Origin of the sequence: Coleofasciculaceae cyanobacterium, from assembly GCA_036703275.1 — a bacterium.
In the GTDB taxonomy this organism is placed as follows: Bacteria; Cyanobacteriota; Cyanobacteriia; order Cyanobacteriales; family Xenococcaceae; genus Waterburya.
Window position 1 is genome coordinate 59,725 of record DATNPK010000060.1, and the last position, 24,207, is coordinate 83,931.

28 protein-coding genes and 1 pseudogene are annotated in these 24,207 nt (G+C 39.2%); 13 read left to right on the forward strand and 16 right to left on the reverse strand.

The window, feature by feature from the left end:
- The first annotated feature begins 35 nt into the window (after positions 1 to 35).
- Positions 36 to 1,004 (forward strand): GTP-binding protein, encoded by a 969-nt coding sequence (locus V6C71_10705; GenBank protein HEY9768948.1) that lies wholly within the window; start codon positions 36 to 38, stop codon positions 1,002 to 1,004.
- Positions 992 to 2,071: a hypothetical protein gene (locus V6C71_10710; protein ID HEY9768949.1), complete on the forward strand. Its 1,080-nt coding sequence runs from the start codon at positions 992 to 994 to the stop codon at positions 2,069 to 2,071. The genes V6C71_10705 and V6C71_10710 overlap by 13 nt, the downstream gene beginning before the upstream one ends.
- 354 nt (positions 2,072 to 2,425) lie before the next feature.
- Here V6C71_10710 and V6C71_10715 read toward each other — a convergent pair whose 3' ends face one another.
- Together V6C71_10715 and V6C71_10720 are read right to left on the reverse strand one after the other, a co-directional pair.
- A complete protein-coding gene (locus V6C71_10715) occupies positions 2,426 to 2,881 on the reverse strand; it encodes a hypothetical protein (protein HEY9768950.1) in 456 nt (151 codons plus the stop codon).
- A 19-nt stretch (positions 2,882 to 2,900) separates the two neighbouring features.
- Positions 2,901 to 3,176, reverse strand: coding sequence for a hypothetical protein (locus V6C71_10720; protein ID HEY9768951.1), 276 nt, complete (start codon positions 3,174 to 3,176; stop codon positions 2,901 to 2,903).
- A 905-nt stretch (positions 3,177 to 4,081) separates the two neighbouring features.
- Between V6C71_10720 and V6C71_10725 the strand changes: the two genes are divergently transcribed.
- Together V6C71_10725 and V6C71_10730 are read left to right on the forward strand one after the other, a co-directional pair.
- Positions 4,082 to 4,300 carry a DUF433 domain-containing protein gene (locus V6C71_10725; GenBank protein HEY9768952.1) on the forward strand — a complete coding sequence of 73 codons (219 nt, stop codon included), beginning with the start codon at positions 4,082 to 4,084 and terminating at the stop codon, positions 4,298 to 4,300.
- A gap of 1 nt (position 4,301) precedes the next feature.
- Positions 4,302 to 4,622, forward strand: a complete 321-nt coding sequence (locus tag V6C71_10730; protein HEY9768953.1) for a DUF5615 family PIN-like protein — start codon at positions 4,302 to 4,304, stop codon at positions 4,620 to 4,622.
- A 187-nt stretch (positions 4,623 to 4,809) separates the two neighbouring features.
- Here V6C71_10730 and V6C71_10735 read toward each other — a convergent pair whose 3' ends face one another.
- Both V6C71_10735 and V6C71_10740 read right to left on the reverse strand, forming a co-directional pair.
- Positions 4,810 to 4,932, reverse strand: coding sequence for a hypothetical protein (locus V6C71_10735; GenBank protein HEY9768954.1), 123 nt, complete (start codon positions 4,930 to 4,932; stop codon positions 4,810 to 4,812).
- Between the two features lie 319 nt (positions 4,933 to 5,251).
- Positions 5,252 to 5,608 carry a nuclear transport factor 2 family protein gene (locus tag V6C71_10740; protein HEY9768955.1) on the reverse strand — a complete coding sequence of 119 codons (357 nt, stop codon included), beginning with the start codon at positions 5,606 to 5,608 and terminating at the stop codon, positions 5,252 to 5,254.
- 430 nt (positions 5,609 to 6,038) lie between these two features.
- Here V6C71_10740 and V6C71_10745 point away from each other — a divergent pair, with 430 nt between their 5' ends.
- A complete protein-coding gene (locus tag V6C71_10745) occupies positions 6,039 to 6,479 on the forward strand; it encodes a phage integrase N-terminal SAM-like domain-containing protein (GenBank protein HEY9768956.1) in 441 nt (146 codons plus the stop codon).
- On the opposite strand, the gene V6C71_10750 is transcribed toward V6C71_10745, so the two are convergent.
- The 5 genes from V6C71_10750 to V6C71_10770 form a co-directional block, all read right to left on the reverse strand.
- Positions 6,476 to 7,291 carry a metal ABC transporter permease gene (locus V6C71_10750; protein ID HEY9768957.1) on the reverse strand — a complete coding sequence of 272 codons (816 nt, stop codon included), beginning with the start codon at positions 7,289 to 7,291 and terminating at the stop codon, positions 6,476 to 6,478. The genes V6C71_10745 and V6C71_10750 overlap by 4 nt on opposite strands.
- Positions 7,260 to 8,030, reverse strand: coding sequence for a metal ABC transporter ATP-binding protein (locus V6C71_10755; GenBank protein HEY9768958.1), 771 nt, complete (start codon positions 8,028 to 8,030; stop codon positions 7,260 to 7,262). Before V6C71_10755 ends, V6C71_10750 begins: the two co-directional genes overlap by 32 nt.
- A 124-nt stretch (positions 8,031 to 8,154) precedes the next feature.
- On the reverse strand, positions 8,155 to 9,096 hold the full coding sequence (locus V6C71_10760; GenBank protein HEY9768959.1) for a zinc ABC transporter substrate-binding protein: 942 nt from the start codon (positions 9,094 to 9,096) through the stop codon (positions 8,155 to 8,157).
- A 120-nt stretch (positions 9,097 to 9,216) separates the two neighbouring features.
- On the reverse strand, positions 9,217 to 9,534 hold the full coding sequence (locus tag V6C71_10765; protein HEY9768960.1) for a DMT family transporter: 318 nt from the start codon (positions 9,532 to 9,534) through the stop codon (positions 9,217 to 9,219).
- Between the two features lie 76 nt (positions 9,535 to 9,610).
- Positions 9,611 to 11,422 (reverse strand): iron uptake porin, encoded by a 1,812-nt coding sequence (locus tag V6C71_10770; protein HEY9768961.1) that lies wholly within the window; start codon positions 11,420 to 11,422, stop codon positions 9,611 to 9,613.
- Between the two features lie 514 nt (positions 11,423 to 11,936).
- Between V6C71_10770 and V6C71_10775 the strand changes: the two genes are divergently transcribed.
- Positions 11,937 to 12,911, forward strand: a complete 975-nt coding sequence (locus tag V6C71_10775; protein HEY9768962.1) for a hypothetical protein — start codon at positions 11,937 to 11,939, stop codon at positions 12,909 to 12,911.
- Positions 12,912 to 12,965: 54 nt separating this feature from the next.
- On the opposite strand, the gene V6C71_10780 is transcribed toward V6C71_10775, so the two are convergent.
- From V6C71_10780 to V6C71_10795, 4 genes and pseudogenes are all read right to left on the reverse strand, one after another.
- Positions 12,966 to 14,327 carry an 8-oxoguanine deaminase gene (locus tag V6C71_10780; protein ID HEY9768963.1) on the reverse strand — a complete coding sequence of 454 codons (1,362 nt, stop codon included), beginning with the start codon at positions 14,325 to 14,327 and terminating at the stop codon, positions 12,966 to 12,968.
- 165 nt (positions 14,328 to 14,492) lie between these two features.
- Positions 14,493 to 15,173: a LuxR C-terminal-related transcriptional regulator gene (locus V6C71_10785; GenBank protein HEY9768964.1), complete on the reverse strand. Its 681-nt coding sequence runs from the start codon at positions 15,171 to 15,173 to the stop codon at positions 14,493 to 14,495.
- A gap of 413 nt (positions 15,174 to 15,586) precedes the next feature.
- Positions 15,587 to 15,769 carry an ACT domain-containing protein gene (locus V6C71_10790; GenBank protein ID HEY9768965.1) on the reverse strand — a complete coding sequence of 61 codons (183 nt, stop codon included), beginning with the start codon at positions 15,767 to 15,769 and terminating at the stop codon, positions 15,587 to 15,589.
- Between the two features lie 15 nt (positions 15,770 to 15,784).
- A pseudogene (locus tag V6C71_10795) lies at positions 15,785 to 15,967 on the reverse strand (ACT domain-containing protein).
- Positions 15,968 to 16,145: 178 nt separating this feature from the next.
- On the opposite strand from V6C71_10795, the gene V6C71_10800 reads away from it, so the two are divergent.
- From V6C71_10800 to V6C71_10830, 7 genes are all read left to right on the forward strand, one after another.
- On the forward strand, positions 16,146 to 17,216 hold the full coding sequence (locus V6C71_10800) for a sulfate ABC transporter substrate-binding protein (protein ID HEY9768966.1): 1,071 nt from the start codon (positions 16,146 to 16,148) through the stop codon (positions 17,214 to 17,216).
- Positions 17,217 to 17,270: 54 nt separating this feature from the next.
- Positions 17,271 to 17,558, forward strand: a complete 288-nt coding sequence (locus V6C71_10805) for a hypothetical protein (protein ID HEY9768967.1) — start codon at positions 17,271 to 17,273, stop codon at positions 17,556 to 17,558.
- Positions 17,559 to 17,581: 23 nt separating this feature from the next.
- Entirely contained in the window at positions 17,582 to 18,436 is an 855-nt protein-coding gene (cysT, locus tag V6C71_10810) for a sulfate ABC transporter permease subunit CysT (GenBank protein ID HEY9768968.1), read from the forward strand.
- Positions 18,426 to 19,229, forward strand: coding sequence for a sulfate ABC transporter permease subunit CysW (cysW, locus tag V6C71_10815; GenBank protein HEY9768969.1), 804 nt, complete (start codon positions 18,426 to 18,428; stop codon positions 19,227 to 19,229). The genes cysT and cysW overlap by 11 nt, the downstream gene beginning before the upstream one ends.
- A gap of 67 nt (positions 19,230 to 19,296) precedes the next feature.
- Entirely contained in the window at positions 19,297 to 20,343 is a 1,047-nt protein-coding gene (locus V6C71_10820) for a sulfate/molybdate ABC transporter ATP-binding protein (protein ID HEY9768970.1), read from the forward strand.
- Between the two features lie 58 nt (positions 20,344 to 20,401).
- Positions 20,402 to 20,824, forward strand: coding sequence for a DUF202 domain-containing protein (locus V6C71_10825; protein ID HEY9768971.1), 423 nt, complete (start codon positions 20,402 to 20,404; stop codon positions 20,822 to 20,824).
- Positions 20,825 to 20,876: 52 nt separating this feature from the next.
- Complete coding sequence (locus tag V6C71_10830; protein HEY9768972.1) at positions 20,877 to 21,053, forward strand: hypothetical protein; 177 nt, start codon at positions 20,877 to 20,879, stop codon at positions 21,051 to 21,053.
- A 22-nt stretch (positions 21,054 to 21,075) separates the two neighbouring features.
- Here V6C71_10830 and V6C71_10835 read toward each other — a convergent pair whose 3' ends face one another.
- The 3 genes from V6C71_10835 to V6C71_10845 form a co-directional block, all read right to left on the reverse strand.
- Positions 21,076 to 21,318: an AbrB family transcriptional regulator gene (locus V6C71_10835; protein ID HEY9768973.1), complete on the reverse strand. Its 243-nt coding sequence runs from the start codon at positions 21,316 to 21,318 to the stop codon at positions 21,076 to 21,078.
- A gap of 145 nt (positions 21,319 to 21,463) precedes the next feature.
- Positions 21,464 to 22,789 (reverse strand): glycoside hydrolase family 15 protein, encoded by a 1,326-nt coding sequence (locus tag V6C71_10840; protein ID HEY9768974.1) that lies wholly within the window; start codon positions 22,787 to 22,789, stop codon positions 21,464 to 21,466.
- Between the two features lie 190 nt (positions 22,790 to 22,979).
- Positions 22,980 to 24,131, reverse strand: a complete 1,152-nt coding sequence (locus V6C71_10845) for an acetamidase/formamidase family protein (protein ID HEY9768975.1) — start codon at positions 24,129 to 24,131, stop codon at positions 22,980 to 22,982.
- Positions 24,132 to 24,207 lie beyond the last annotated feature (76 nt).

The following is a 24,207-nucleotide window of genomic DNA, read 5'->3' on the forward strand; positions in this document are numbered from 1 at the left end:
ATCATTATCTAAAAGAGTTCAAAAATTTTTAGATTATGGTAACGACAACAACTAATACCATTCCCGTCACCGTACTAACTGGCTATTTGGGTGCAGGAAAAACCACTCTCCTCAATCGCATTCTTACCTACGAACACGGTAAGAAAGTAGCAGTCATCGTTAACGAGTTCGGGGAAGTGGGCATTGATAATCAACTGGTGATTGATGCCGATGAAGAAATCTTTGAGATGAATAACGGCTGTATTTGCTGTACGGTGCGTGGAGACTTAATTCGGATTATTGGTAATTTAATCAAGCGTCGTCATAAATTCGATCATCTGGTAATAGAGACTACTGGTTTAGCCGATCCTGCCCCTGTCATTCAAACCTTCTTTGTCGATGAAGATCTGCGGGACAAGATTGCTTTAGATGCAGTTGTCACCGTCGTCGATGCCAAACATATCCAGCAACATTGGGATGCAGATGAAGCGCAGGAACAAATTGCTTTTGCCGATGTGATTCTCCTCAATAAAACCGATCTTGTTAGCCCTGAAGAATTGGATGAGTTGGAAAGCAAAATAAAAGGGATGAACGGGATGGCGAAAATTTATCGCACTCAAAATTCTGAGTTATCGATGGATGCTTTGTTAGGAGTACAGGCTTTTAATTTAGACCGCGCTTTAGAAATCGACCCCAAATTTTTAAAAGAAGATGCCCACGAACACGATGAATCAGTCAAATCTTTTGCCATAGTCGAATCTGGAGAAATAGATGGACAAAAACTAAATAACTGGTTGAGTCAACTATTACAAACTAAAGGTGTGGATATCTTTCGCATGAAAGGCATTTTAAACATTGCTGGAGAAGATGAACGATTTGTTTTTCAAGGAGTACATATGCTGCTTGATGGCAAACCAGATCGTCCTTGGAAAGAAGGAGAAACCCGCAAAAATGAATTAGTGTTTATCGGTCGCAATTTGGATGAAGCCCAACTAAAAGAGGACTTTAGACAATGTTTGGTGTAGGTGCGAGGGGCAAAACCTTATTTCAGCATCAGTGGCGGGAAGATCTTTCAGAATACGTCACGGCGGTAGCTTGGTCGCTAGGTGGACTATGGGGTGCTAGTTCGGCTGCTGGGGAAGTAGTCTTGTGGCGAGATGGCAGTCTAGTTAATTTATTACCTGCGAGTTTAGCATCGATCGATTGTCTGGCTTTTTCCTTCGATGGCAAGTTTTTAGCTGCTGGGGGTCAAGATGGCAAGGTTAGAGTCTGGGAAATATCATCCAATTCTCTTTTAGAAAATCAGGCAAATTTAATTGTTAGCTTAGATAATGTGCCTAAATGGGTAGATAAACTGAGTTGGAGTCCTACTTGTAACCAATTAGCCTTTAGTTTAGGACGTTATGTTCAAATTTGGAATGCAGATAGCCAGACAGTTATTACTACTTTACCCTTTAGTAATTCTTCTGTCTTAGATTTAGCCTGGCGACCAAACGGAGAACATATTGCGATCGCAGGTAATGGTGGAGTCAAGGTTTGGGATGCTAATAATTGGGATGATGATCCTTATTTAATTGATATGCCGTCAGCTAGCATAGTTACTGCTTGGTCTACTGATAGTAAATATATTGCTTCGGGTAATTTAGACAATACTATTACTGTTTTAGAATACGGCTTGCCCATTCCTTGGGTGATGCGAGGTTTTCCTGGTAAAATTTCCCATTTAACTTGGTCGCAACCATGGCAAAATAACGCACCTTTACTAGCAGCATCTAGTATCGAAGGAATCGCCGTCTGGAAAAAAGAAGCTGACGATGAAGGTGGCTGGAATGCCAATATTTTAACTTTGCACGAACGCAAAATTCAAGCTTTAGAGTTTCACCCTCATAATTTATTACTCGCTTCTGCTGCCGATGATGGCTGCTTGTGTTTGTGGACAAAAGCCAAACAAGTAGGACAAATTTTAGAAGGCGCGAGGGGTGGTTTTTCCTGTTTAGCTTGGGATAGAGAGGGTAAGCAGTTGGCTGCTGGTGGTCAAAACGGAGAGTTGATTATTTGGTCTGAGTCTAAGCGAGGTAAAGGTTTTGGTTGATTTAAGTTAAGAAGATGCGATCGCGCTTTGAAGGTTATTAAAAGCAATATCAAATAAATTCACTTCTTAAGATGACACAATTTTGAAATTAAAATTACACTGAAGTCTTTTTTGAAGTATTGTTTTCAAGTTTTGATGTTTTGACTCTCCAATGTTCCGCCCTTATCATAGCGCGATCGCGTCTTAATTCTGTTTTGCAAGTCTCATATTATTTAGTTGAATAAATTAGGATAATTTGCGATCGCTTTACCAAAATTTTGTAGCGTTCTTTAGTTTGTTTGTACCTAATTGAGCGCGAGAACTGCCATTTTTTATTGAAACAAGCGATCGCCTAAATGGATTTATGATTTGTTTCTATTTTCTGTATGCACCAATTGCCAAAGCACAAGCTCTTGGATCGTCGCATTCATACATTTCTACTTCAACTGTATAAGCAGCTTTTTTTGTTGGTTTAAATTTAACCACTGCTTCTGGACTATCACTTTGATCTGCTATCATCTGTTTACCTTTGTTATCATAAACCACTAAATCTACATCAAAACATTCACGCTGTTCACACACAGCAATAAAACCATAGTTTTTACCAGGACTCAAATTAAAGTTTCTACTAAATACTCCCCCTGGTTCTGCTTCAGCAATCACTGGCGTTTTCGGACTTGTGTAACCTGCTCCTAATTGTTTGCTTGCTGTTCTATTGATTAATTTAGTCAAAATTGCAGGACTATTGCGGTTTAAACCAGCTAGAGCTATAGTAGCGGGCATTAATGTTGCCAAAATTGCAGTGACTGCAAATAAACTTTTTCTTTTCATTTTAACTCCTCAATAATTTTTATAGTTCTTGAACTGGTAATACTATTTGACCGTTTTCTATCGTAATGACATCAGAAGCTGTAGCACTAACAGCACCAATTCCCTCAACTGAAATTAAACAATCACTACTACAAGTGGTTTTTGTTTCTCCCGAGGCAATTGACATTTCGTTAGTTTGATCCCCTTCGGTTATGGTAATTTGATATGCTTGAGAATCTTTATTAACCAAATCTGCTGCTAAAGCACTATTAGAACCTATTAGTAAAATACTTAAGGTTAAAAAGAATTTATTCATTTTTAGAGAAAATAATTGAATAATTTTGAGTGATGATCAAAAAAGTATCATGTTTGATTTGTTATTGTAATCAGATTTAATATTTTCTTAATTTTTTTTTTAACATAAAGTTAATTTTATAGTCATCAAACTGAAAGTAATTAGCGATCGCACTAGGTTTTTAACGCTATTTCTGACTCCATTTGGTAAACCCATGATCTGCTTGAAATTAGGCGATTGCTTCTTCTGCCAAAGCTTCCAACTTGCTATCTGCTATGTCTTGTTCTAGCTTTTTATCCCAGTGTTAATAATCTAAATCAAATAAACTGTTTAAGTTGCTCAAATTCCTCTGACGCAACTGTAAGAATAACTGCTTCAATTGGTTTTAAATTTGATATTTCAGTTTTTAAATCTTTGATTTTGCTAAGTTATAGCGTTGCAGTGAAATAGGTAAATGTTTGTGAAATTGATTTACTTATAACTTACGCGATCGAGAACGAAGCTGAAGCAAGGCGCGATCGCTCTTTTATCTGCTTTAAAAATCTCAGGCGATCGCTTCTTCTGCCAAAGCTTCCAACTTGCTATCTGCTATGTCTTGTTCTAGCTTTTTATCCCAGCGTTAATAATCTAAATCAAATAAACCACTGTCTAAGTTGCTCAAATTCTTCTGACGCAACTGTGAGAATAGCTGCTTCAATTGGTTCTAAATTTGACATCTCAGTTTTTAAATCTTTGATTTTACTAAGTTATAGCTTTGTTGTGGTACTCATGGATTTAGTTTGTTTGAGTTGAAGTGCTCGCCCAAAGCGTCTCTTTGAAAGATTGTTTGTTAGACCGCGCTGTTTGTCTGACTTGGAGCCGCTCCAAGGATTTTGTCCCATCCGAATTGGTAAACTATAAGTACAGAATCTAGAGGTCAAAGATATATGCTTAAAAGTTCCTTAATTATCAGCGTATCTCCTGACGTTATGGGAGGCACTCCAGTTTTTACTGGTACTAGGGTTCCTGTCCAAACACTGCTGGACTATCTCAAGGCAGGAGAATCCATAGACGATTTCTTGGATGGATTTCCAACTGTGACCAGAGAGCAGGTCATCGCCTTACTTGAAGAGGCTGGAAAGCAGGTTATTGGTCTGGTAGCATAGCATGAAGCTTCTTTTGGACGAGTGTATTGATCGCAAACTTGCGAGAGAATTTCCTGGCTACGAGGTGAAAACAGTTCCACAAATGGGATGCGCGGGAGTAAAGAACGGTCAACTTCTTGCCCTAGCAGAAACAGAGTTCGATGTTTTCATTACTGTTGATCGCAATTTGTCGTTTCAACAAAATCTGCCCCAGTTTAATCTTGCGGTAATTGTTTTGCAAGCACCATCTAATCGTTTGGCTGATCTGAGTCCTTTAGCTTCAAAGGTGTTAGCCATTTTAACTTCGGCAGTTAAAGGACAAGCTATAGTGGTCAGCACATAAAAATCAAGGTGAGCAGTACCTTCCTTATTGGTTGAAGTAAGGCAATACTAGAGCGATCTATCGGTTGTGTTCAGCGGTGGCAAATAACTTTTGCATCCATACCAAGATCTTGATCAACAGGGTATTAGAGCTAAAGCCTTTATCCTCTCTTCCTTTTGAATGCATTGTCACCCCGTGAGGGGATCGCTTAATCATTTTCTGAATTACTATTCTCAGGTTTCGATGTTTTTATTCTCCACTTTTCTGACAAGATTGTAGCGCGATCGCTCATTTCTTTTAGTTCTGATTCATTCAATCGATCTACTTTCATAGCTAACCTTCCATTCGATATTTAGTTAAGGCGTAGACATCTTAGATATCTTCTTCCTCTTCATTCCATTCTGTAAAACCAGTTTCGGCTAGTTGCATCATTTGCAGGGGTTCTAATTTTTCTTCACGGGAGTGAATAAATGCGATCGCTTTTATAACTGCTTTACAAATCTCATGCGATCGCTCTTTAGCGATACTTTGACAAATCGCTTAATATGGCTACATTTGGTTGCATTTTTTTCTTAACGCCGGAGCCGCCGCTGCCGCGCGACCAAAGTACGTTGAACCGAGCCGAAACGTATCAGCCGCATTGCTGGTTTCTACTTGACCTCGGTTTTGATGACGAAAGCGGTTAATTCGACGATCTCATCGCCGCGAAAGCGCCAGACATCGCAGTAGGAGTAATGAACCGCCTTCCCGTCTTTCTCCTTCACCGTTATGTCGCCCATTGCCGTGACGAAATCACCCTCAGCGATTAAGTTAGCGACCTCATTCTTGGGCGGCTCTACATACTCCGTTGTAATCCATTGGCGAACGGCTTCTTTTCCTTTCAGGATTTTGTCGCCTACAAACGTCCATTCCGTGTCGTCGGCGCAGAATGACACGAATCCTTCATAGTTGCCTTCAGAGATAGCCGCGTTGCCCTTTTCTAAGATCGCTTTATTTTTCTCTGACATAAAATCTCTCCTTCTTCAAGTGGATGCTTTAATGAAGCGGTTTCTCTACCGGCGCATCCTTCTATTGTACTGCACTGTGCAGATGCTTGTATTTGGCGCCCCGCTTCGAGAAAGTATCACTTCCAACAACGCTGCGCGCAAGCGGCACAACTATTTATTATACTGACGTTTTCCATATAACTAGCCTATATGGGGTATTTAAATAGAATATTTCCAGCTAATATCACAAATTTGAAAAATATACAGAAAAGTTCCGTATAACTTACCTTGTATAGGTGTATTAACTAGAAACTTTCCGTATAAATGTCGGAGCGAGCTAAAATTTTTCTGGAATAACATCCACATTAGAAGATGTAGAAGCTTATTTAGATTGAGATATTATTTCATGGAGCAGCGTCCGAAAAAACTCATAGAGTAGGTACAAGATGCTATTCGACTTAAACATTATTCATATCAAACGAAAAAAACTTACGTTCATTGGATTAAACGCTACATTTTATTTCACAATAAACAGCATTTTAAAGACATGGGAGGAAAGGAAATCGAAGCTTTTTTGATAGATTTAGCTGTCAATCAAAAGGTTGCAGCCTCCACGCAAAATCAAGCACTTCATGCCATTCTATTTTTATATAAACAAATATTAAAACAAGATTTGGATTTAAAAGTTGACGCAGTACGAGCCAAGAGAAATAAATATCTTCCAACCGTTTTAACGAAAGAAGAAGTTTTAGCTATCATCAATAATTTATCAGGTGTTTATCCGCTTGTAGTCAAACTGCTTTATGGAACTGGATTAAGGTTAACTGAAGGTTTGCAATTGCGTGTTAAAGATGTTGATTTCGCCCAGCAGCAAATTATCGTTTTATTTTAACCTTGCCGACACCATAAAGCCACTGCCAAAAACCCAGCTAACTGAACCAAAACAATACTTGGGCCACTAGGTAAATCAAACGTCCCAGAAATAACCATTCCCATTACTCCACTCAGCGCACCCACACCAGCAGCAGTGGCCAAAAATGGGACAAACTGCTGACAAATTAATCTGGCGGTAGCAGCAGGAATAACTAGAAACCCGTTAACAAGTAAAATACCAACGGCGCGAATAGTTAGGGCAATAGTGATTGCTAAGAGAATGATAAATAGGTAACGATGACTCCGAACGGGTACACCTTTTACTATAGCTAAATCACTGTTGAGAGTTAGTAATATTTGCTCTGGTAAACTGATAATTAACCAGGCTAAAGTTACGCCCAAAAGTAATAATAATAAAATTAAATCTGTATTACTAATTGCCAGAATATCGCCAAACAAAATTGACAATAAATTACCCCTATATCCTTTTAAATAACTAAAGCCAATCGTTCCCAAAGCTACCGAACCTGACAGGGAAATACATAATACTGTATCGCTACCTAAATCGGTTCTGTCGATTAGATAAATTACCCCTAAACCAAAAGCGACAGTAAAACCGATTAATGTCCAGGTAGAAGGTAATTCTAATAAAGCAGCTAAAACTACTCCTAACATTGCCGAATGTCCCACAGTATCGCCGAATAAAGAGAGACGACGCAGGATTAAAAAGCTGCCTAAGATTCCGCCTAAAATACCAAACAGCACCCCTCCAAGCACTGCTCGTTGCATAAAGGGTAAACTAAAAAGACTCAGTACGTCTGGTAGGTTCATGATGATGACAGGTAGGAGTGACTAAAGAACCGTATATTTGTAGTAAGTTTTCTGATGTCAAAGTATCTTGAGGCAAACCTTGGTAGAGTAAGCGACGGTTTAAACAAATAACTGAGTCGCAATATTTACTAACCAAATCTAAATCGTGGGAAACTTCCAAAATCGTCCAGTTTTGTTCTTGTTTGAGATTATTTAGCAAAGCAGCAAATTCGATTTCTCCCGTAGCATCTACCCCTGCTAAAGCTTCATCCAAGACTAAAAGACGACGGGGAATAACTAAACAATAAGCTAGTAATACTCGTTTTAATTCTCCACCGCTAAGAGTACCGATTTTTTGTTTGGCTTGTTTACTCAGATGAACTTGTTCTAAAGCCTGTTGAATAATTCTATGTTTGCGTTTACTGGAGTACCACCATTGCTTAGTATTTAATCCCAAACCTACTAACTCGGATACGGTTAAAGGAAAGGTACGATCGAAAGGAAACTTTTGCGGAATATAGCCAACTTCAGTTTTGAATTGATTCAACTGTCTGCCAGTAGAGTTAAATAACTTAATCTCACCCGATCGCGCCTCAATTAATCCTAAAATAGTTTTGATCAGGGTACTTTTGCCCGCACCATTAGGGCCAATAATCGCCGTATGAGTACCTGGCAATAATTCAAAAGAGACATTATCTACTGCTAAATACTCCCCACGCATCACCGATAAATCTTTGACTCTAACTATGGGTTGGTGCATTTTGTTGTTTGTCCTTGGTTCATAACAAAAAGGGAACGGGGAAAAAAAGATAATAGGTAATAGTTTTACTTGCTACTTGCTGCTCTTCCTTGACGCTCAATGACGATTGCAAGCCTTGCCGCCCCTAGTGACACGCCCTTTCTAAAGCCTCTAAATTACCTCGCATGACTTGAAAATAATATTGCGGATCGGTTTCTCCCGACTCTAGAGGATCGATCGCTTCTAATGGTAGATTTAAATCACTAGATATTTGCTGCATTCTTTTATCCTCAATTTCAGGTTCGGTTAGTAAAGCTTTAACTTGATACTGGTTGGCAGCTTGTTGTACTCGTTGAATATCTTTGGGCGTGATACTGTCTTCAGGGATTTCTACTATTGCTTCTTGTTTGAGTTGATAACGTTGTGCTAAATAAGGAAAAGCATCGTGAAATGTGATAAAGTTGCAACCTTTGACTGGTGCTAATCTCTGACTAAATTCATTATCTAACTGTTGTAGTTGTTGAATATAAGCCTCGGCATTGGTACGATAGTTATCTGCGTTAGTAGGATTTATGGCAATCAAGCGATCGCGGATATTAGCTACTTGTTGTTGTGCCAACACTGGATCTAACCAGACATGAGGATTTCCCCCTTCGTGATGGTGTCCTTGTTCTTCTTCGTGTTCGCCGTGTTCTTCTTTGATGACTTCTATCCCTTCGCTAGAATCAATTTGCTGTAGCTGAGAGTTACCTGCATTAGTTACTAAACCTGCTAAAAACTCTTCGATACCCAACCCGTTTTCTACTAAAACATCTGCTTCAGTTATTGTTTTGACATCATTTGGGGTAGCTTGATAGTCATGAACTTCTGTACCAGGAGAAATTAAGATATTGACTTGCCCTGTATCTCCGACTACGGCTTTGGTAAACAGATGAATGGGCAAAAAAGTCGTGACAATTTTCGGACTGGAATTACTTTGCGCTGTGGTAACAGCACTTACCGTGATGGCACTTAAACAAGTTAAACCAGTTACTAAAGAGCATTTTAAAAATTTTCTCCTGATGGCTAAAAAAAAGTTTAATCGCATTTTAGGACTGTTGATTAGCATTTATTTTGTTATTATTAAAAATAATGATAATCATTATCATATACGAAAACCTAAAAGTTTGGCTAAAATTTATCTCCGTGTGAAATGAAGTTTATCGCTTTAAAATCGCTGAATTAGAGCCACAGCAACTATTAATAAAATTGCACCTATAGCTCTCCAAAAACTCAGAGGATGAACTGGAAACCCTACCAAGCCAAAATTATCGAGAGCGATCAATGCTAACATTTGACCAGCGACAATTAATCTAATCATTGTGGCTGCACCGAGTAATAGAGGTAAAATGATTGTGGTTGTGAGATAGATCGTTCCCAGTATTCCACCAATCCAAAAATACCAAGGAATTTGTTCTATCTGAGCGAATGGAGGCAATGAAATATGAAAGACTACAGTATAGAGAATTAAAGCGATCGCCAGCAACCTTTAACCCCAATACTTACTATCCAGGAAACTTTTAAAATTGCAGCCAGCAACCATAGCGATACTGCTGGGTTGATTAAAACTGAAACTGCATTCGCACATTACCCACATAAATATTAGGATTATCTTCAAAGTTATTCGGGTTAGTTACTAGATAAAAAGCAGGCAGAATCGATAAATTATCATTAACGGGATAATTAAACGTAGTTTCAAACTCATATTGAGTACCGCCATCTCCATAACCAGAAGCAAGAAACTCTTCTCCATCAGTAACATCAAAAGGAACGAGAAAAGATAAAGTCAATAACGCACCTTCCTTGACCAGATCTGGAAAAGCTACCCCAACTTGAAAAGCTTGAGCATTTACCTCGCCATTTTCTAGCCCAGGAGTTGTCGGTCTAATACTAGTACTACCATAGTTGTAACGTCCAAAAACACCCAGCCAATCTAAAATTGTCCAGTCAAAATTGATGGCAAAAGTATCAGAAGGGGCATCTCCTATTGTTCCGCCAAAACCGTCATCAGCTACCCCATAAATTGGTTCACCCGTAGCACCACCAACACCAAACCCAGTCAGGGTGCCATCGACATCGAAAATTGGCTGATTGTTATCGACGGTTGCTCGCGTATACATTAAACGGACGTTGGCTGTTTCGGCGATCGCCAAATCTATTTCAGCAGTCAGAGTCTGAGTCGCACTAAACAAGCCCTGGTTAGGATCGGAAGAGGTATTAAAAAACGTAGAAGGTAAAAATTCGGTGTTTTCGCCTAAATAACCCAGTTTAAAAGTTAATAGGTCATTGAAATCGTAAGTTATTACTGCTCCCGAACCTCGGTCGATCGCATTGACCAACGTACCACCGCTAGAGTTATAGCCACCCGCTCCAGTTAAATAGAAAGTATAAGCATTATTATCGAAATAGCGATACCAGTTAATTCGAGGTCCAACCACTACCCGTAGTTTTTCGCCCAGGGGAAAATCATAAAAAAGTTCACGAACCTCAACGCTACCTGTTCCTGATGCCGTTCCTGTTTGGTCGGTGAAAGGAGTACCGAAGGTGTTATATAGTCCTGCGGAAGCAAAGGTATTGGCTGGGGAGTCGCCGTTACCCGCTACTAGTTGGGTAACGAGGGTATCTTCGCCAGTAAATGAAGAGTTAAAGTTCAGCAAAGTATAGTAGCTCAAGGTGATTTCAGGATCGTCCTCGACGGTATTAACAATGGGATTATTATTGGCATCTCTACCAGCACGACGAAGACTTAAAGCAGGAGCATTTAAATCGTTGGTTTCTACTAAAACATCATCACTAGCAGTTGCCCCTGTTAAATTAAGAAATAAATTTCCTGTCAGTTTAGTAGTTGCGGAGAAACTACTATCTTCTAGGACAGCAACCTGACTTTCTAGGGCATCTACTCTACCGCCAATAGTTGCTAATTCTGCCTCAAAATTTTGGCTGAGGCGTTCGATAGTTGCTAAGTCTGCCCGATCGACATTGTCAGAAGAGGCAATTAATCTTTCAATTTGACTGAGACAGGAATTTAAACCCGCAGCAAATTCGTAACGAGTAAGAGGTTGATTACCGCGATAGGTCTGATTTGGAAATCCTGTAATGCAACCATAGCGGTCTACCAAAGATCGCAATGCTTCATACGCCCAGTCTGTAGGGGCAACATCTGTTAGTTGATTAACATTATTGATTTGCGACATCCCATTAGGATTGTCTAGGTTGTCTAATGCTTTGGGTACAAAAACTTCTTCTGAAGCAGAAGCTTGAATTGCCGTTGTCGATAATAAAGTTAAAGGTAATAGTAAGTGAATTGAATTACTAATTAAATTAAATTTATGATCAAAATTTAGACACCATTGTCTGGTTTTTGGAACGCTCATTATGACTCTCACACCTAGTAATAATAAGCAAAACTATCATTATTAGCTTGGTACAAAAGTGTTTATGTATACAGTATACTCACGATATTTAGGTATTTAGCAATATTGACTATTTGCGCCAGACTATCTTGCTCAATTAAGATTTTCTACGAGTAACTCAAGCCAAAACTGGGGCAATTTCTTTTTTTACTTAAATCTTAAATCAATTAAGTAATTAATGTGATCGCTATTTAATTGGCTTTTTTAATTAAGTTGCCTATTTCTACGAAGGTTAATTTACTTTGTTCTACCTTCTACCTCATTATCTAGATTGGTGTAACCTAGACATAGGAATACTGCTTGACAAAACTTAAATCAGTCAAGCAGGATAATGTGAATTGTGAATTGTGAATTGTGAATTGTGAATTGGAGCGAAGCGATGATCACGGTTTGATGACTACTTTTATTGTTTATTTTGCTTGATTATTGCTTTCTTGTATAATCAGGGTTAAAGCATTTTTGTAAGAGAAGAAAAATGAAAGACGATAGTTCTCATACGGGAGAAAATAGATTCTTAACTGGTTATGAGCCTGATGATTGTCTAACTAATAATAAAAATCAAGAAGTTTCTTTAACATCCGATATTTTTAATTTAGATGATGCTTCCAACGAAGATTTTATTTCTGTATTTAACCTAGAAATCGCAGAAGCTACAGCTGACAATCTGACTCGAAGCTATACAGAGATTAATCAAAATTTTTTGTCTGACGAAAAATCTGTAGACATTGCAACCAACAAAGAGCTTGGTGGAAGCTATACAGATACAGTAGGAGTTTCTAGTGTGAATAATAATCTTGCTGCTGGCTATGATAATCAAGTTATTCTGACTACGAGCCTGCCTAAATCTGAAACTACAAACGTTTGGGGAACTCCTGTTGCTGATTCTAATTACTGGCGACTACAAAACGGTTCAACAACTTGTGCGCTCATTGCTGAAATTAGCATTTATGAGTCAATTACTGGTAAATACATTTCTGAATCTACTATTGCTACATATGCAGAAGCTCAGGGATGGTTCGATCCATTAACAGGCACATCACTAAACTACGTTGGTAGTGTCTTGAATGCTTATGGCATTGAAACCAATCAATATTCGGATAATAATTATGATGGCGATGATTATGATGTCAATCTAGACAATATTGTTGCTGCCCTGAATAATGGCGACAAAGTAATTGCTGCACTAGATGGTAATGAAATTTGGAAGCCTAGCTACAATACATTAACTGGACGTCCCTACGAGCAAACAGATCCTGGAGAGGTGGCGCACCAAGATTACAATCATGCGGTGTGGGTTACGGGAATTGAACAATACTCTGATAACACCTGGAATATCATTCTTAACGATAGTGGGACAGACTTTGGACAGGCAGAGGCTGTAAATTACTGGGATTTTATGAACGCTTGGGACGATTCTGATAACTTCTTGACTATTGTTGATGCTGGATAAGTCCTGATTAACTTTGCGACTTTTGAGATTGCTTTTAATATTTAGAATTAATTTTTATTTAGTAACTAAATTAACTGCAATTTGATGGCTTTTTTCGAGCAAACTTTCTGTTTCTATAGTACTTAATCTAGCTCGATCGACTATTTTTTTCCCATTAATAAAACTGTAGTCAACATAATCGGTTTGACAATAAATTAATGCAGCCACAGGATCTTGTTGTGTACCGACAAAACCTGGTTTATCTAAATTAATCGCAATGAAATCTGCTGCCATACCTGGTGCGAGGTGACCAATATCATCTCGCCCTAAAACTTTAGCACCGCCTCTAGTAGCAATTTCTAAAGCATCACGGGCAGTCATCGCCGAAGCGTTTTCATCCCTAACACGGGCAAGAAGAAAAGCTTGGCGGGCTTCGTGAAGTAAATTGGTGGCATCATTGGAAGCTGCGCCATCTACTCCCAAGCCGACAGGAACATTGGCATTGAGCATTTTGCGGATTGGCGCAATACCGCTGGCTAAGCGCATATTACTACAGGGACAGTGCGCCACCCCAGTACCAGTTTGACCGAATTTAGCAATTGAGCGATCGCTCAACTTAACACAATGAGCGTGCCAAACATCATTTCCCAGCCAACCAACCGACTCTGCATAGTCCCCAGGAATCAGATTAAACTTAGATAGGCTATAGTCTACATCTCCCTGAGTTTCTGCTAGATGGGTATGCAGCCTTACCCCCGCATAACTTCGCGCCATCGCTGCCGATTCTCGCATTAAGTCTTGAGAGACGGAAAAAGGCGAACAAGGTGCCAGAACTATCCTCAGCATCGAGTAGGGATCATTATTATGATATTGCTCGATTAATCTTTGAGAATCTTTTAGAATATTTGCTTCTTTTTCGACCAAAGAATCTGGAGGTAAACCGCCATTACTTTTCCCGACGCTCATACTGCCCCGACTGGCATGGAAACGCAAACCAACCTCCCCTACTGCGCGAATTTGCTCATCAAGGGTGCAATCATTAGGAAATAAATAATGATGGTCGCTAGCGGTAGTACAGCCAGATAAAATCAACTCTGCTGCTGCCAATTGGGAACTATAGTACATTCCTTCTGCTGTTAAATTAGACCACAAAGGATAATGCGCCGTCAGCCATTGAAATAAATCGCCATTTTGTCCGGCGGGAGTTACGCGAGTTAGGTTTTGGAAGAAATGATGATGGGTATTAACTAGCCCTGGTAAAACTAGATGTCTGTCTTGTAAATTTAAGACTTCATCAGCGGTATCGGGTAATTCCTCTGTTGTCCCTACTTGCTCGATCGCATTATCTTTAATCAACAGCGCACCATGCCGAATCTCGCGCCGTTGCTCGTCCATTGTTACTAAAGTATGGATGTTTTTTATTAGTAGAGTTGTCATTTTGAAAGGGTGAAAGATGAATAAAAACAGGTTAGCAATATTTTTGCTTATATGTCTTTCTGTCGGCTGCAAATAAAATTACATTGTCTAGAATTACAATAAGAGATTGCGATCGCCATAATTAAATGACGTTATATCCAAAACTAATTCGATTATTTTTTACATTCAAACAGATGTAGAAGTCGAACAAAACAATTTTGCTGTCATTTCAGCACGAGAAGCAACTCTTAACTTGCGAAATATTCGTTTTAAAGCTTGCTTGACTGAATTTTCCGTAATCCAAAGACTTTTACCAATTTCGGCATTAGTTAATCCTTGGGCGACTAATTCGGCAATTTGTAGTTCACGGGGAGTTATCAGATTGAGACTAGGTGAGTTAAATTCTTTTGGCTGTGATTGTATCTTAGCTAATCGAGTTGATATATGCAGACACAAAGCACCGAGATGGGCAATTTCTTGACTGTTGAAAGGATGAGAATTGCGAGCGCGCGTTAAAGCCAAACCACCCACTAAACTACCATCATCGACAATAGGACCTGCCATTACGTGACCGTGATCGAAACGAGGGCAAATAGTTCTCCACTTTTCTGCTGATAATAATACTTCTTCATGTACTGGTGCGTGATGTTGAACTACATAGCGCAAAACGGGATTATGGTCTATGGATACAGCTAATTGAAATAACTTGGACTTGTTAACAACTTGAGGAAGGCGATCCCAGATAAATAGTCGATAGCGTTTGGCGGCAAAATATAAGCCAATTCTACTCATAACGGTTTGCTGAAGTTGTGGTTCGTTTTCAGTTTCCGCGATCGCCTGAAATAAGGATAAAAGTGAATCCGTCATTATTATTTACTCACCAAGTGTACCCGTTCGGAGACTATTTAAAGTCCAAGCCGATTTTTATCATAACGATAGTTGAATTAAGTTGAATTAATAGGTGAAATATCAGGTTTGATTACGCACATCCCGAAACGCTGGTAAATACTGGCTGGTTATCAGAACATCTAGACTATCCTAATGTTTGTATTGTTGAAATAAGTAAAAAATAAATCTAGCCGATCGATACTTGATTAGCAGTAAGTTGAAGCTGAGGAAAAAGGATTGTCGCGATTTAAGTATTCTTCTAGAGTTAATCGTGTTGTAGCGATGCTCATAAGATTGGAGAAATATACTGATTAAGATTTTATCAATTACAGTGACTTTATTCAGTTTATTAGGAGCGAATTCAATCGTTTTGTCATTGTCACAACCTTATTTCAGTCGGAAAACTCTTTGAGTAAAATCATTGCTTCTTGTGCGCGTGAAACAGGTACAAATAAATGATCATGATGATAGGCGGAAACAGGATTAACGCCGATCTTGTGTTCAGCTAATTTAGCTGTAATTGCAGCGAGAAAACTAACTGCTTCCAGGCTAGAGTGTACAGAAAGAGTAATCATCGAAAAGACTGATGTGTAAGACAAATTGACTGCATCAGCCTGTTCTCGTTCAATAATTAGCGTTATTCCCTCACTTTCTTGGAATTGACCAATAGGCTGGAGGTGAAAATAGCGATTATCGCGATCGCTAAGACTGCAAAAGACATATTTCCCCTGGCATAAAACTGGCTGCATAGATTGCAGTAATTTATTGAGACTGGTTTCTCCTGACTTAAAGCGATCGCCGTTTGCATCCCAATGGCGATTGCCTTAAAGAATACCGCTTCGCATAAAGGCATCGCTTTTTTGAATTTTATTTCCTTTATCTCAAAAATGTTCCATGAATGTATTGCAATACATTTTAAAGTCATGTAAGATTGAATTTCAAATAAAATAAATGCAAATCATGATTAGAAGTAAGCAGTTTATTGGTTGGATGTTAGCAGGGCTGATCGCTAGTGGTGCGATCGCCAGTTGTTCTACTTCTCAAGGTGATGCTAGTGATAGTAGCGAAGCACAAGCCCAGCAACCAGAAGAAGCCAAGCTGACTTTAGTTTCTTATGCGGTTACTCAAAGTGCTTATGAAAAAATTATTCCCAAGTTTACTCAACAGTGGAAAGAGCAAACTGGACAAGATGTAGTCATAGAGCAGAGTTATGGCGGTTCTGGTTCTCAAACTCGTGCTGTGATTGATGGTTTAGAAGCAGATGTCGTAGCGCTGGCATTAGCTTTAGATACCCAACAAATTGAAGAAGCGGGATTAATCGAACCCAATTGGGAGCAAGAATTACCCAACGAAGCGATCGTGCATAAATCCGTAGCAGCTCTAGTCAAACGCGACGAGAGTGTTAAAGTAGCTAAATGGTCTGATTTAACTAATCCAGATATCGAAGTAATTACCGCCAATCCTAAAACTTCAGGTGGTGCGAGATGGAATTATTTAGCTCTTTGGGGTTCGGAAACTCAAGCAGGAAAAAGCCCGCAACAAGCACAAGCCTATACCGAAAAAGTATTTGCCAACGTTCCTATATTACCCAAAGATGCCCGCGAATCGAGTGATGTTTTTTATCAACAGGGACAGGGCGATGTCTTAATCAACTACGAAAACGAAGTTTTACTAGCCGGACAACAAGGGGAAGCTTTGCCTTATGTTATTCCTACCGACTACAACATTTCGATTGATAATCCAATAGCGATAGTCGATGCCAATGTTGATCGACATGGTACAAGAAAAGTCGCCCAAGCTTTTGCCGAATTTCTCTTTACTCCTGAAGCACAACGAGAATTTGCTCAAGCTGGTTTTCGTCCGATCGAGCCGGCTGTTAGTCAAGAATTTGCCCAACAATATCCTGAGATTAAAAACTTATTTACCATCAAAGATTTGGGCGGTTGGGATAAAGTTCAAGCGCAATTTTTTGACGATGGTGCAGTGTTCGACAAAATGATGAATAAAATTAACCAAAAATAACCAAAAATAATTTCCAGCGACGATTCGAGCGAGCAAAAATACTCAAGTGTAATTATGAACAACCATAACCTTAGTCTCGATTACTATCGCCACGATCGCAATTTTTTGACACTCAAATTGGCTCTTAAAACTCCCAAGCAAGATTTTTCCGACTCTATTCAGAATATAGCTAATGCTACGACAGTCTATTTAAATAGTGTTTACAAGTTGCCAGGAATCGGTACTGATAAATTTGACTGGTATTTTGTCGAAATTTCAGGAACATTTGAAGATTTAGTTTTGACAATTGTTTGCTGGCAAATACTTTTGCTCGAAAAACATTTGACAGTTTTATCACGATAGTTGCGTAAGTAAACCATTAATTTATGACTAGCCTTCAACCAAATCTGCGATCGACTCGCGACAACAAGCAAACCAACTCCAAGAAAATTTCGCTTCCTTGGGTAATGACCATCGGCTATTTAAGCTTAATTCTATTTTTGCCGCTGGCAGCTTTAATTACCAAGTCTCTCAGTCTTGGCATGGGGGAATTCTGGCAAACTGCCACCGATCCCGTTGCCCTGTCTGCATATGAAGTTACCTTTGTCACCGCTTTAGCTGCGGGGATAATCAACGGCGTTATGGGAACTTTGGTTGCCTGGATTTTAGTCCGCTATCAATTTCCTGGCAAAAAAATTGTCGATGGCGCGATCGATATTCCTTTTGCTTTACCTACTTCTGTAGCTGGTTTGGTTTTAGCAACTATCTATAGTAACAACGGTTGGATTGGACAATTTTTTGAACCTTTTGGCATCAAAATTGCTTTTACCAGGCTGGGGGTATTTGTAGCCATGCTGTTTATTTCTTTGCCTTTTATTGTCCGAACCTTGCAGCCAGTCTTACTTGAACTTGAACCAGAAATCGAACAGGCGGCTTGGTCTTTGGGTGCATCGGACTCTCAAACATTTTGGCGGGTTATTTTACCGCCACTAATTCCGCCAATTTTGACGGGGATGGCTTTAGGTTTTTCCAGGGCAGTAGGAGAATACGGTTCGGTGGTATTAATCGCATCGAGCATTCCTTTTAAAGATTTAATTGCTCCTGTTTTAGTATTTCAAAAATTAGAACAATATGACTATGCTGGCGCGACGGTAATTGGTACGGTACTGCTTTTGGTTTCTTTGATACTTTTGTTGCTCATCAATCTTTTACAACAGTGGAGTCGCCGTTATGCTCGCTAAACCAAAAATATCATCAATCTTATTGCCGATCGCCTTAATTTATTTAGCATTATTATTATTAATCCCAGCGATCGCCATTTTTTATGAAGCTTTTCATCAGGGCATTAATGTTTTCTTAACTTCAATTAATCAACGAGCTTTCTGGCAAGCTGCAATCTTAACTCTAATCGTTACGGCGATCGCCGTTCCCTTCAATACTATTTTTGGTCTTGGCGCTGCTTGGGTAATCGGTCGCAATCAGTTTCGCGGTCGCACTTTGTTACTCAGTATTATCGACCTCCCATTTTCAATTTCTCCTGTAGTGGCTGGTTTAACTATCGTCTTGCTGTATGGTAAAAATGGCTGGCTTGGTGGTTTACTGGCAAGTTTCAACATTAAAATTTTATTTGCTCTGCCAGGAATTGTCCTAGCGACTGCTTTTGTTACCCTGCCTTTTGTCGCCCGCGAAATTATTCCCATTTTAGAAGAAATTGGCGAAGAACAAGAAGTCGCTGCCCGCACTTTAGGCGCGAATGATTGGCAAGTTTTTTCCCGCGTTACCCTGCCTAATATTCGCTGGGGTTTACTTTATGGCGTTTTGCTAACCAACGCTAGAGCAATGGGCGAATTTGGCGCAGTAGCAGTAGTATCTGGCAGTATTTTAGGTCAAACAGCTACTTTACCGATTTTTGTCGAACAGGCTTATAAGAACTATCAAGCTGAAGCTGCTTTTGGTGCAGCAGCGATTTTAGCTTCATTGGGCGTATTGACGCTAATTTTTAAAGAAATTCTCGAAAAAAGAACCCATCATTAAAAAGCTAATAGCGAATAGCTACAAATAGTCTGACTATCAATTTTATACCTTAAATCAACAACGTCTTATGAGTATCACAATTAGTCAAGTATCCAAAAAATTCGGTGACTTTCAAGCTTTAAACAACATTGATTTAAACGTCGAACCTGGAACTTTAGTCGCTTTACTCGGTCCTTCTGGTTCAGGCAAATCAACTTTACTTCGCACGATCGCTGGTTTAGAAACTCCCGATCGAGGTAAAGTTCATATTAATGCGCGCGATACTACCAATCTTGATATTAGAAAGCGCAATATTGGTTTTGTTTTCCAACACTATGCTTTATTTAAACATTTGACCGTTAGACAAAATATTTCTTTTGGTTTGGATATACGTAAAAAATCACGTAAAGTTATCAAACAAAGAGTCGATGAACTATTAGAATTAATTCAGCTTCAAGGTTTTGGCGATCGCTATCCCAGCCAGCTTTCTGGCGGACAAAGACAGCGAGTTGCCCTAGCCCGTGCGTTAGCAGTACAGCCAGAAGTTTTGCTTTTAGACGAACCCTTTGGGGCATTAGATGCTAAAGTCAGACAAGAATTACGCAACTGGTTGCGCCGTCTTCATGATGAGGTACATCTTACCAGCATTTTTGTCACCCACGATCGCGAAGAAGCAATGGCTGTAGCTGATAAAATTGTGGTAATGAATCAAGGTAGAATCGAGCAAATTGGCACGCCAGCAGAAGTCTACGAGCAGCCAATTAATCCTTTTGTCATGAGCTTTGTCGGCGAAGTTAATACACTTTCTCATACTAGCCCGATTTTAAATAGCGTTTATCAATCTAATTCGTCCTTACGCTTTTTCATTCGTCCTCACGATTTTGAAGTCTGGGAAACTGCACAAAAAAATAGTGTTCCCGCAATAGTCCAGCGAATTGTTCATTTAGGCTGGGAAATTCAATTAGAATTAATCCTACCCGATAGCTCTCTAGTTACGGCTCATTTAAATCGAGAAAAATTTGCTCGACTCAATTTAGAAGTAGAACAAAAAGTCTATCTTGAACCTCGTGAGGTAAAATCTTTTGAGCAATATGAACAAAATTTTTCCACCCCCCAACCAGTAACTGTCAATTAGTGAAGTGATTTGTAATTTAACTTTAGTTTTTGAGATTATGAGTGAAATCTAGCAAACCGTGAAGAGCAAAGCAGAACCAAATCAAGTAAATTTAGCTCAATCAAAACGGAGAAATGCTTCTCGTGTTAGAGATCATCTAGCAAACGAGCGTACTTATCTAGCCTGGATGCGCACGGCAATCTCTTTAATGGGTTTTGGTGTTGTCATAGTACGTCTGCGCTTTTTTAGACCGCCTATAACCACTACCCCTGGTAATGGCTGGAAGTTAGGATTAATCTTTTCTTTGGTAGGATTGATGACAGTACTGCTTTCAACTTATCATTACTTTGCTGTACGCCACGACATAGATGAAGATATATACGAACCAGCCGATCGCTGGGTGTTAATTTTTAGCTTGACCATAGCACTTCTGGGCGCAGGCATTATTTATTATGTCTTTACCTTGCCTCTCAATCCAAGTAATACACTTATTTTTGAATAGAAAATTTGCCGAATTTTAAAGCTCACTTCGCCACAATAGCGATTACCTGCGCATGATTAGCCCTAAAGGATTAGCTCCTACGTCGCGTCCTTCGCGTCCTACCCGAATGGGTATACCCGTAGCGATTGCATCTGCGGTAGTTTTATTGAATATTACAAATAAAACAAGACTCAGACTGATTGATAACCTCTACCGCTTTTTGCCATTGTGCTTTATCGTCTCTGGTTAAATATCGCACGACAACATTTGTATCAAGTCCTATCACTAGCCCCCTCAATAATTGCTTGTTCCATATCTTCTAGAGAGGCAGGTGGCATTCCCTCTCGGTGTAGAATTCCCGACAAATTTTTAGCAGCAACATTTAAGGGTATGACTTTGACATCTCTTGTATCAATAACAAAATCTATTTTGCTACCAGTATCTAAATGCAAATAATCCCTCATTTGCTTAGAAATGGTTACTTGTCTCCTCGTCAAACGAGCTTGAACCATCATGGTTATTTCTTACTAGAATTCCTTACTTAATCGTAAAATCTTTAGGCTATTTTTAGTTGGCGATCGCAAATCACAATTTGGCTAAAGCTTGAGAAACAGTAAACAAGGAAAAGTTAGCTTAAATTACCTGAGAATATTTTATTGATTAAGGCGATCGCTCTTTTATACTTAAACTTTGTTCCATAATTTTTAACGCGATCGACAAATTGGCTTGCGTCCATAAAAGCGGTGTGGCATCGTTAGGAACATACTTATCTTGTGTTAAATAATACAGTTCAGGACATTTAAACCCGCCTAGTTTAATGTCTGTTGCGGTTAATTGCCCTAAGGAACGATTTAAGTAAAAAGTTTGTTGCTCCAAATCTTCTGTTTGCTGCGTTTTTTGCCATTTAATGCCATATATAGCCGAAATAATCGGGTCAAACAAACACCATTGAGCTTCTTCTCCCTGTTTCAGCTCTCTTCCTTGTTCTTGTAGCCATTGTTCTCGTTCTGTAGAGATACTGGTACGGATATTTTCGGGAAGATCTGTGTAATTGCGACACCAAAAAGAATCATTGAGATAGCGAGAAATACCATACTCGCCCTGTAAATTTTTAATGACATCTTCAATAAGGCGATCGCTTGTGGCATCGTCTAAAACATTCAAAGGATAAATTAAAAACAGTAACGCAGCATCATAACGTCTTGATTTTTCAGGCTGGATCGACTCAGAAGGCAAAATTGTTTTTAGTGCATCTATTCCCTTTTCGCTTAAATCATTTAATAGTTCGATAGCGATTGTTCGATCTTGATACCGACAGCGATCGCGTATCGCTGGATATTCTCTAACTAACTGGCTAAAACGTTGCAGACTTGCCACTACAACCCCAATACTAGAAGCAGCAATCTTGCGATCTTCTTCCCAATGACCACTATCTTCGTCTTGCCAATAGGCGATCGCCTCAAAGTATAAAGGAAACAGGCTCAAAATTTCTAGTTCTTCTGGACTTGGTTGTAAAATTTTATCGGTAATTAACTGACAGTAAAACCAGAGAAAATAACCCAAAGCATCATTTTGAGCGTGTTGCCAATTTTGGTCTATTTCCGTCAAATCTGCGCCGTTAAATCGAATATGAGGACGCTGCATGACATTATCTCGATCTACCTCGCCATCAATAATCTTTTTAAAGCGGTGTTGGTGCTGCTTAAAATACTGCATCAAACAGCGAACACATTTGACCGCCAGCTCAATTTCTCCTGAAAGGTAATGAGCATAAGCAACATAAATATTATCTCGTACCCATACCGCAGCATATCCAGTATATTCGTTAGAGTTTGAAACGATCGCAGCAGGAAATAAACCGTTATCTAAACTAGGAAATTCTAACGTTTCTTGATGCCGCAAGAGCGAAATTAAATTTTGTAGATCTGGTAATTTGTAGTCCGTCTTAATTAACCGAGCAACTTCACGGTTATGTATACAAGGCATAATTTAGAGTTTCAGCAAAATGAACACCAGCCCTAACATTTTACGCTAGGCTACGGTTAATCCCAAAATATCGCTCGCGCGATCACCGCTTTTAGCTTTTGAGTAGTTTTATGTTTTCAGTAGATAAGTAAAATAAAAATTACGGCATGACAATTCAGCAATGCCATAATTTTTAGCTTATGACAAAATTTTATTTTTGTTTTAAAGGTTGCAGTATATCTTTGGGGATAACTCCATGAATACCCTTGACTATATCTACAACTTGGGAAACCTCGTAATCAATTGCAGCACTACCAAACAACAAAGCGTCTTGCTTAGTCAAACCATATTCATCTTCCACAATTTGTAGGGAGTTGCGTACGGCTTTTTTCATCGCCTCATCTAAATCTTCATCTAGTCCGATTGCTAGCCAGGCTTCGGGAGTTTCGGCCATTGGGGAGTCTAGCTGCTTGTTTTTGTGGACAATTAATTCAAAAGTAGGAGTTAGAGAACATTCAATTGCTGTTAAAGCAACTTCCCCATTCCCTTGAGCGCAATGAGGATCGCCAGTATAAAATAATGCGCCAGGAACTTGCACTGGTAAGTATAAACTAGAACCCGCAGTTAAGTGTTTGATGTCTATATTACCACCATAGTTACCAGGCGGAACTGAGTTTAAGGCTTCTTTGGGATCGGCAGGTGCTACTCCCATGATGCCCATAAATGGTTTAAGAGGAAGATTGATATTTGGTCTTTGATTGGCAGGACGAAAAATTCCTATTCCTTGCTCAATATCAAAAGGAATAACTTTGGTATATATATCTGCATTGTTGAGGGGATATTCTTCAGGTAAAGCTCCTTTTGAATGACGATTTGAAATCACTCCATAGGGGACACGATAGTCAATGCTTACAGTTTTAATTTCTAGGACATCTCCTGGTTCAGCACCTTGAATATAAATTGGTCCAGTGATTACATGAGGTCCTTTTCCAGTTCTTTCAATTTGTTCTTTGACTGCAAGCTGATCTGGTAAAATGTCCGCTTTGTTAATTCCTGCTCTGGTAAAAAACTCTACAGTATCGCCCTGGTCAGGTAAGATACCTTCGTGAGATATAGTTTCAATAGTAACAACATCTCCAGATTTGACTTGTAAAATTGGTTTGTCCTCAGAGATAAACAATTCTCCCCAAATTACATTCTCTGGCGTGGATTTAACCAAGTAATCGATCGCTGCTTCATTTTCGGTTGATTGAGAAGTTGATTGAGAATTAGCAGCTAATATGATAGTTGATGAAGCAAATACAGCTAAAATAGTTATGAACAATAATTGTCGAGCATAAAAAGATAATTTACTACTTTTCATCTAAATTTAAGCCTTTACTTGGATAAACATAGGCTTAGTTTGCAAGATAATTGCGATCGCATTTGTTATTGATGTT

Bases quoted from the DNA above. Each gene is read 5' to 3' on its own strand.
- cysW (HEY9768969.1), top strand. From the start codon at position 18,426: ATGCTCGCTAAACCAAAAATATCATCAATCTTATTGCCGATCGCCTTA.
- V6C71_10770 (HEY9768961.1), bottom strand. From the start codon at position 11,422: ATGAGCGTTCCAAAAACCAGACAATGGTGTCTAAATTTTGATCATAAA.
- V6C71_10845 (HEY9768975.1), bottom strand. From the start codon at position 24,131: ATGAAAAGTAGTAAATTATCTTTTTATGCTCGACAATTATTGTTCATA.
- V6C71_10830 (HEY9768972.1), top strand. From the start codon at position 20,877: ATGATTAGCCCTAAAGGATTAGCTCCTACGTCGCGTCCTTCGCGTCCT.
- V6C71_10785 (HEY9768964.1), bottom strand. From the start codon at position 15,173: ATGACGGATTCACTTTTATCCTTATTTCAGGCGATCGCGGAAACTGAA.
- V6C71_10760 (HEY9768959.1), bottom strand. From the start codon at position 9,096: ATGCGATTAAACTTTTTTTTAGCCATCAGGAGAAAATTTTTAAAATGC.
- V6C71_10835 (HEY9768973.1), bottom strand. From the start codon at position 21,318: ATGATGGTTCAAGCTCGTTTGACGAGGAGACAAGTAACCATTTCTAAG.
- V6C71_10800 (HEY9768966.1), top strand. From the start codon at position 16,146: ATGCAAATCATGATTAGAAGTAAGCAGTTTATTGGTTGGATGTTAGCA.
- cysT (HEY9768968.1), top strand. From the start codon at position 17,582: ATGACTAGCCTTCAACCAAATCTGCGATCGACTCGCGACAACAAGCAA.
- V6C71_10730 (HEY9768953.1), top strand. From the start codon at position 4,302: ATGAAGCTTCTTTTGGACGAGTGTATTGATCGCAAACTTGCGAGAGAA.
- V6C71_10715 (HEY9768950.1), bottom strand. From the start codon at position 2,881: ATGAAAAGAAAAAGTTTATTTGCAGTCACTGCAATTTTGGCAACATTA.
- V6C71_10750 (HEY9768957.1), bottom strand. From the start codon at position 7,291: ATGAACCTACCAGACGTACTGAGTCTTTTTAGTTTACCCTTTATGCAA.
- V6C71_10780 (HEY9768963.1), bottom strand. From the start codon at position 14,327: ATGACAACTCTACTAATAAAAAACATCCATACTTTAGTAACAATGGAC.
- V6C71_10740 (HEY9768955.1), bottom strand. From the start codon at position 5,608: ATGTCAGAGAAAAATAAAGCGATCTTAGAAAAGGGCAACGCGGCTATC.
- V6C71_10710 (HEY9768949.1), top strand. From the start codon at position 992: ATGTTTGGTGTAGGTGCGAGGGGCAAAACCTTATTTCAGCATCAGTGG.
- V6C71_10805 (HEY9768967.1), top strand. From the start codon at position 17,271: ATGAACAACCATAACCTTAGTCTCGATTACTATCGCCACGATCGCAAT.
- V6C71_10720 (HEY9768951.1), bottom strand. From the start codon at position 3,176: ATGAATAAATTCTTTTTAACCTTAAGTATTTTACTAATAGGTTCTAAT.
- V6C71_10735 (HEY9768954.1), bottom strand. From the start codon at position 4,932: ATGAAAGTAGATCGATTGAATGAATCAGAACTAAAAGAAATGAGCGAT.
- V6C71_10840 (HEY9768974.1), bottom strand. From the start codon at position 22,789: ATGCCTTGTATACATAACCGTGAAGTTGCTCGGTTAATTAAGACGGAC.
- V6C71_10820 (HEY9768970.1), top strand. From the start codon at position 19,297: ATGAGTATCACAATTAGTCAAGTATCCAAAAAATTCGGTGACTTTCAA.
- V6C71_10755 (HEY9768958.1), bottom strand. From the start codon at position 8,030: ATGCACCAACCCATAGTTAGAGTCAAAGATTTATCGGTGATGCGTGGG.
- V6C71_10790 (HEY9768965.1), bottom strand. From the start codon at position 15,769: ATGATTACTCTTTCTGTACACTCTAGCCTGGAAGCAGTTAGTTTTCTC.
- V6C71_10775 (HEY9768962.1), top strand. From the start codon at position 11,937: ATGAAAGACGATAGTTCTCATACGGGAGAAAATAGATTCTTAACTGGT.
- V6C71_10725 (HEY9768952.1), top strand. From the start codon at position 4,082: ATGCTTAAAAGTTCCTTAATTATCAGCGTATCTCCTGACGTTATGGGA.
- V6C71_10705 (HEY9768948.1), top strand. From the start codon at position 36: ATGGTAACGACAACAACTAATACCATTCCCGTCACCGTACTAACTGGC.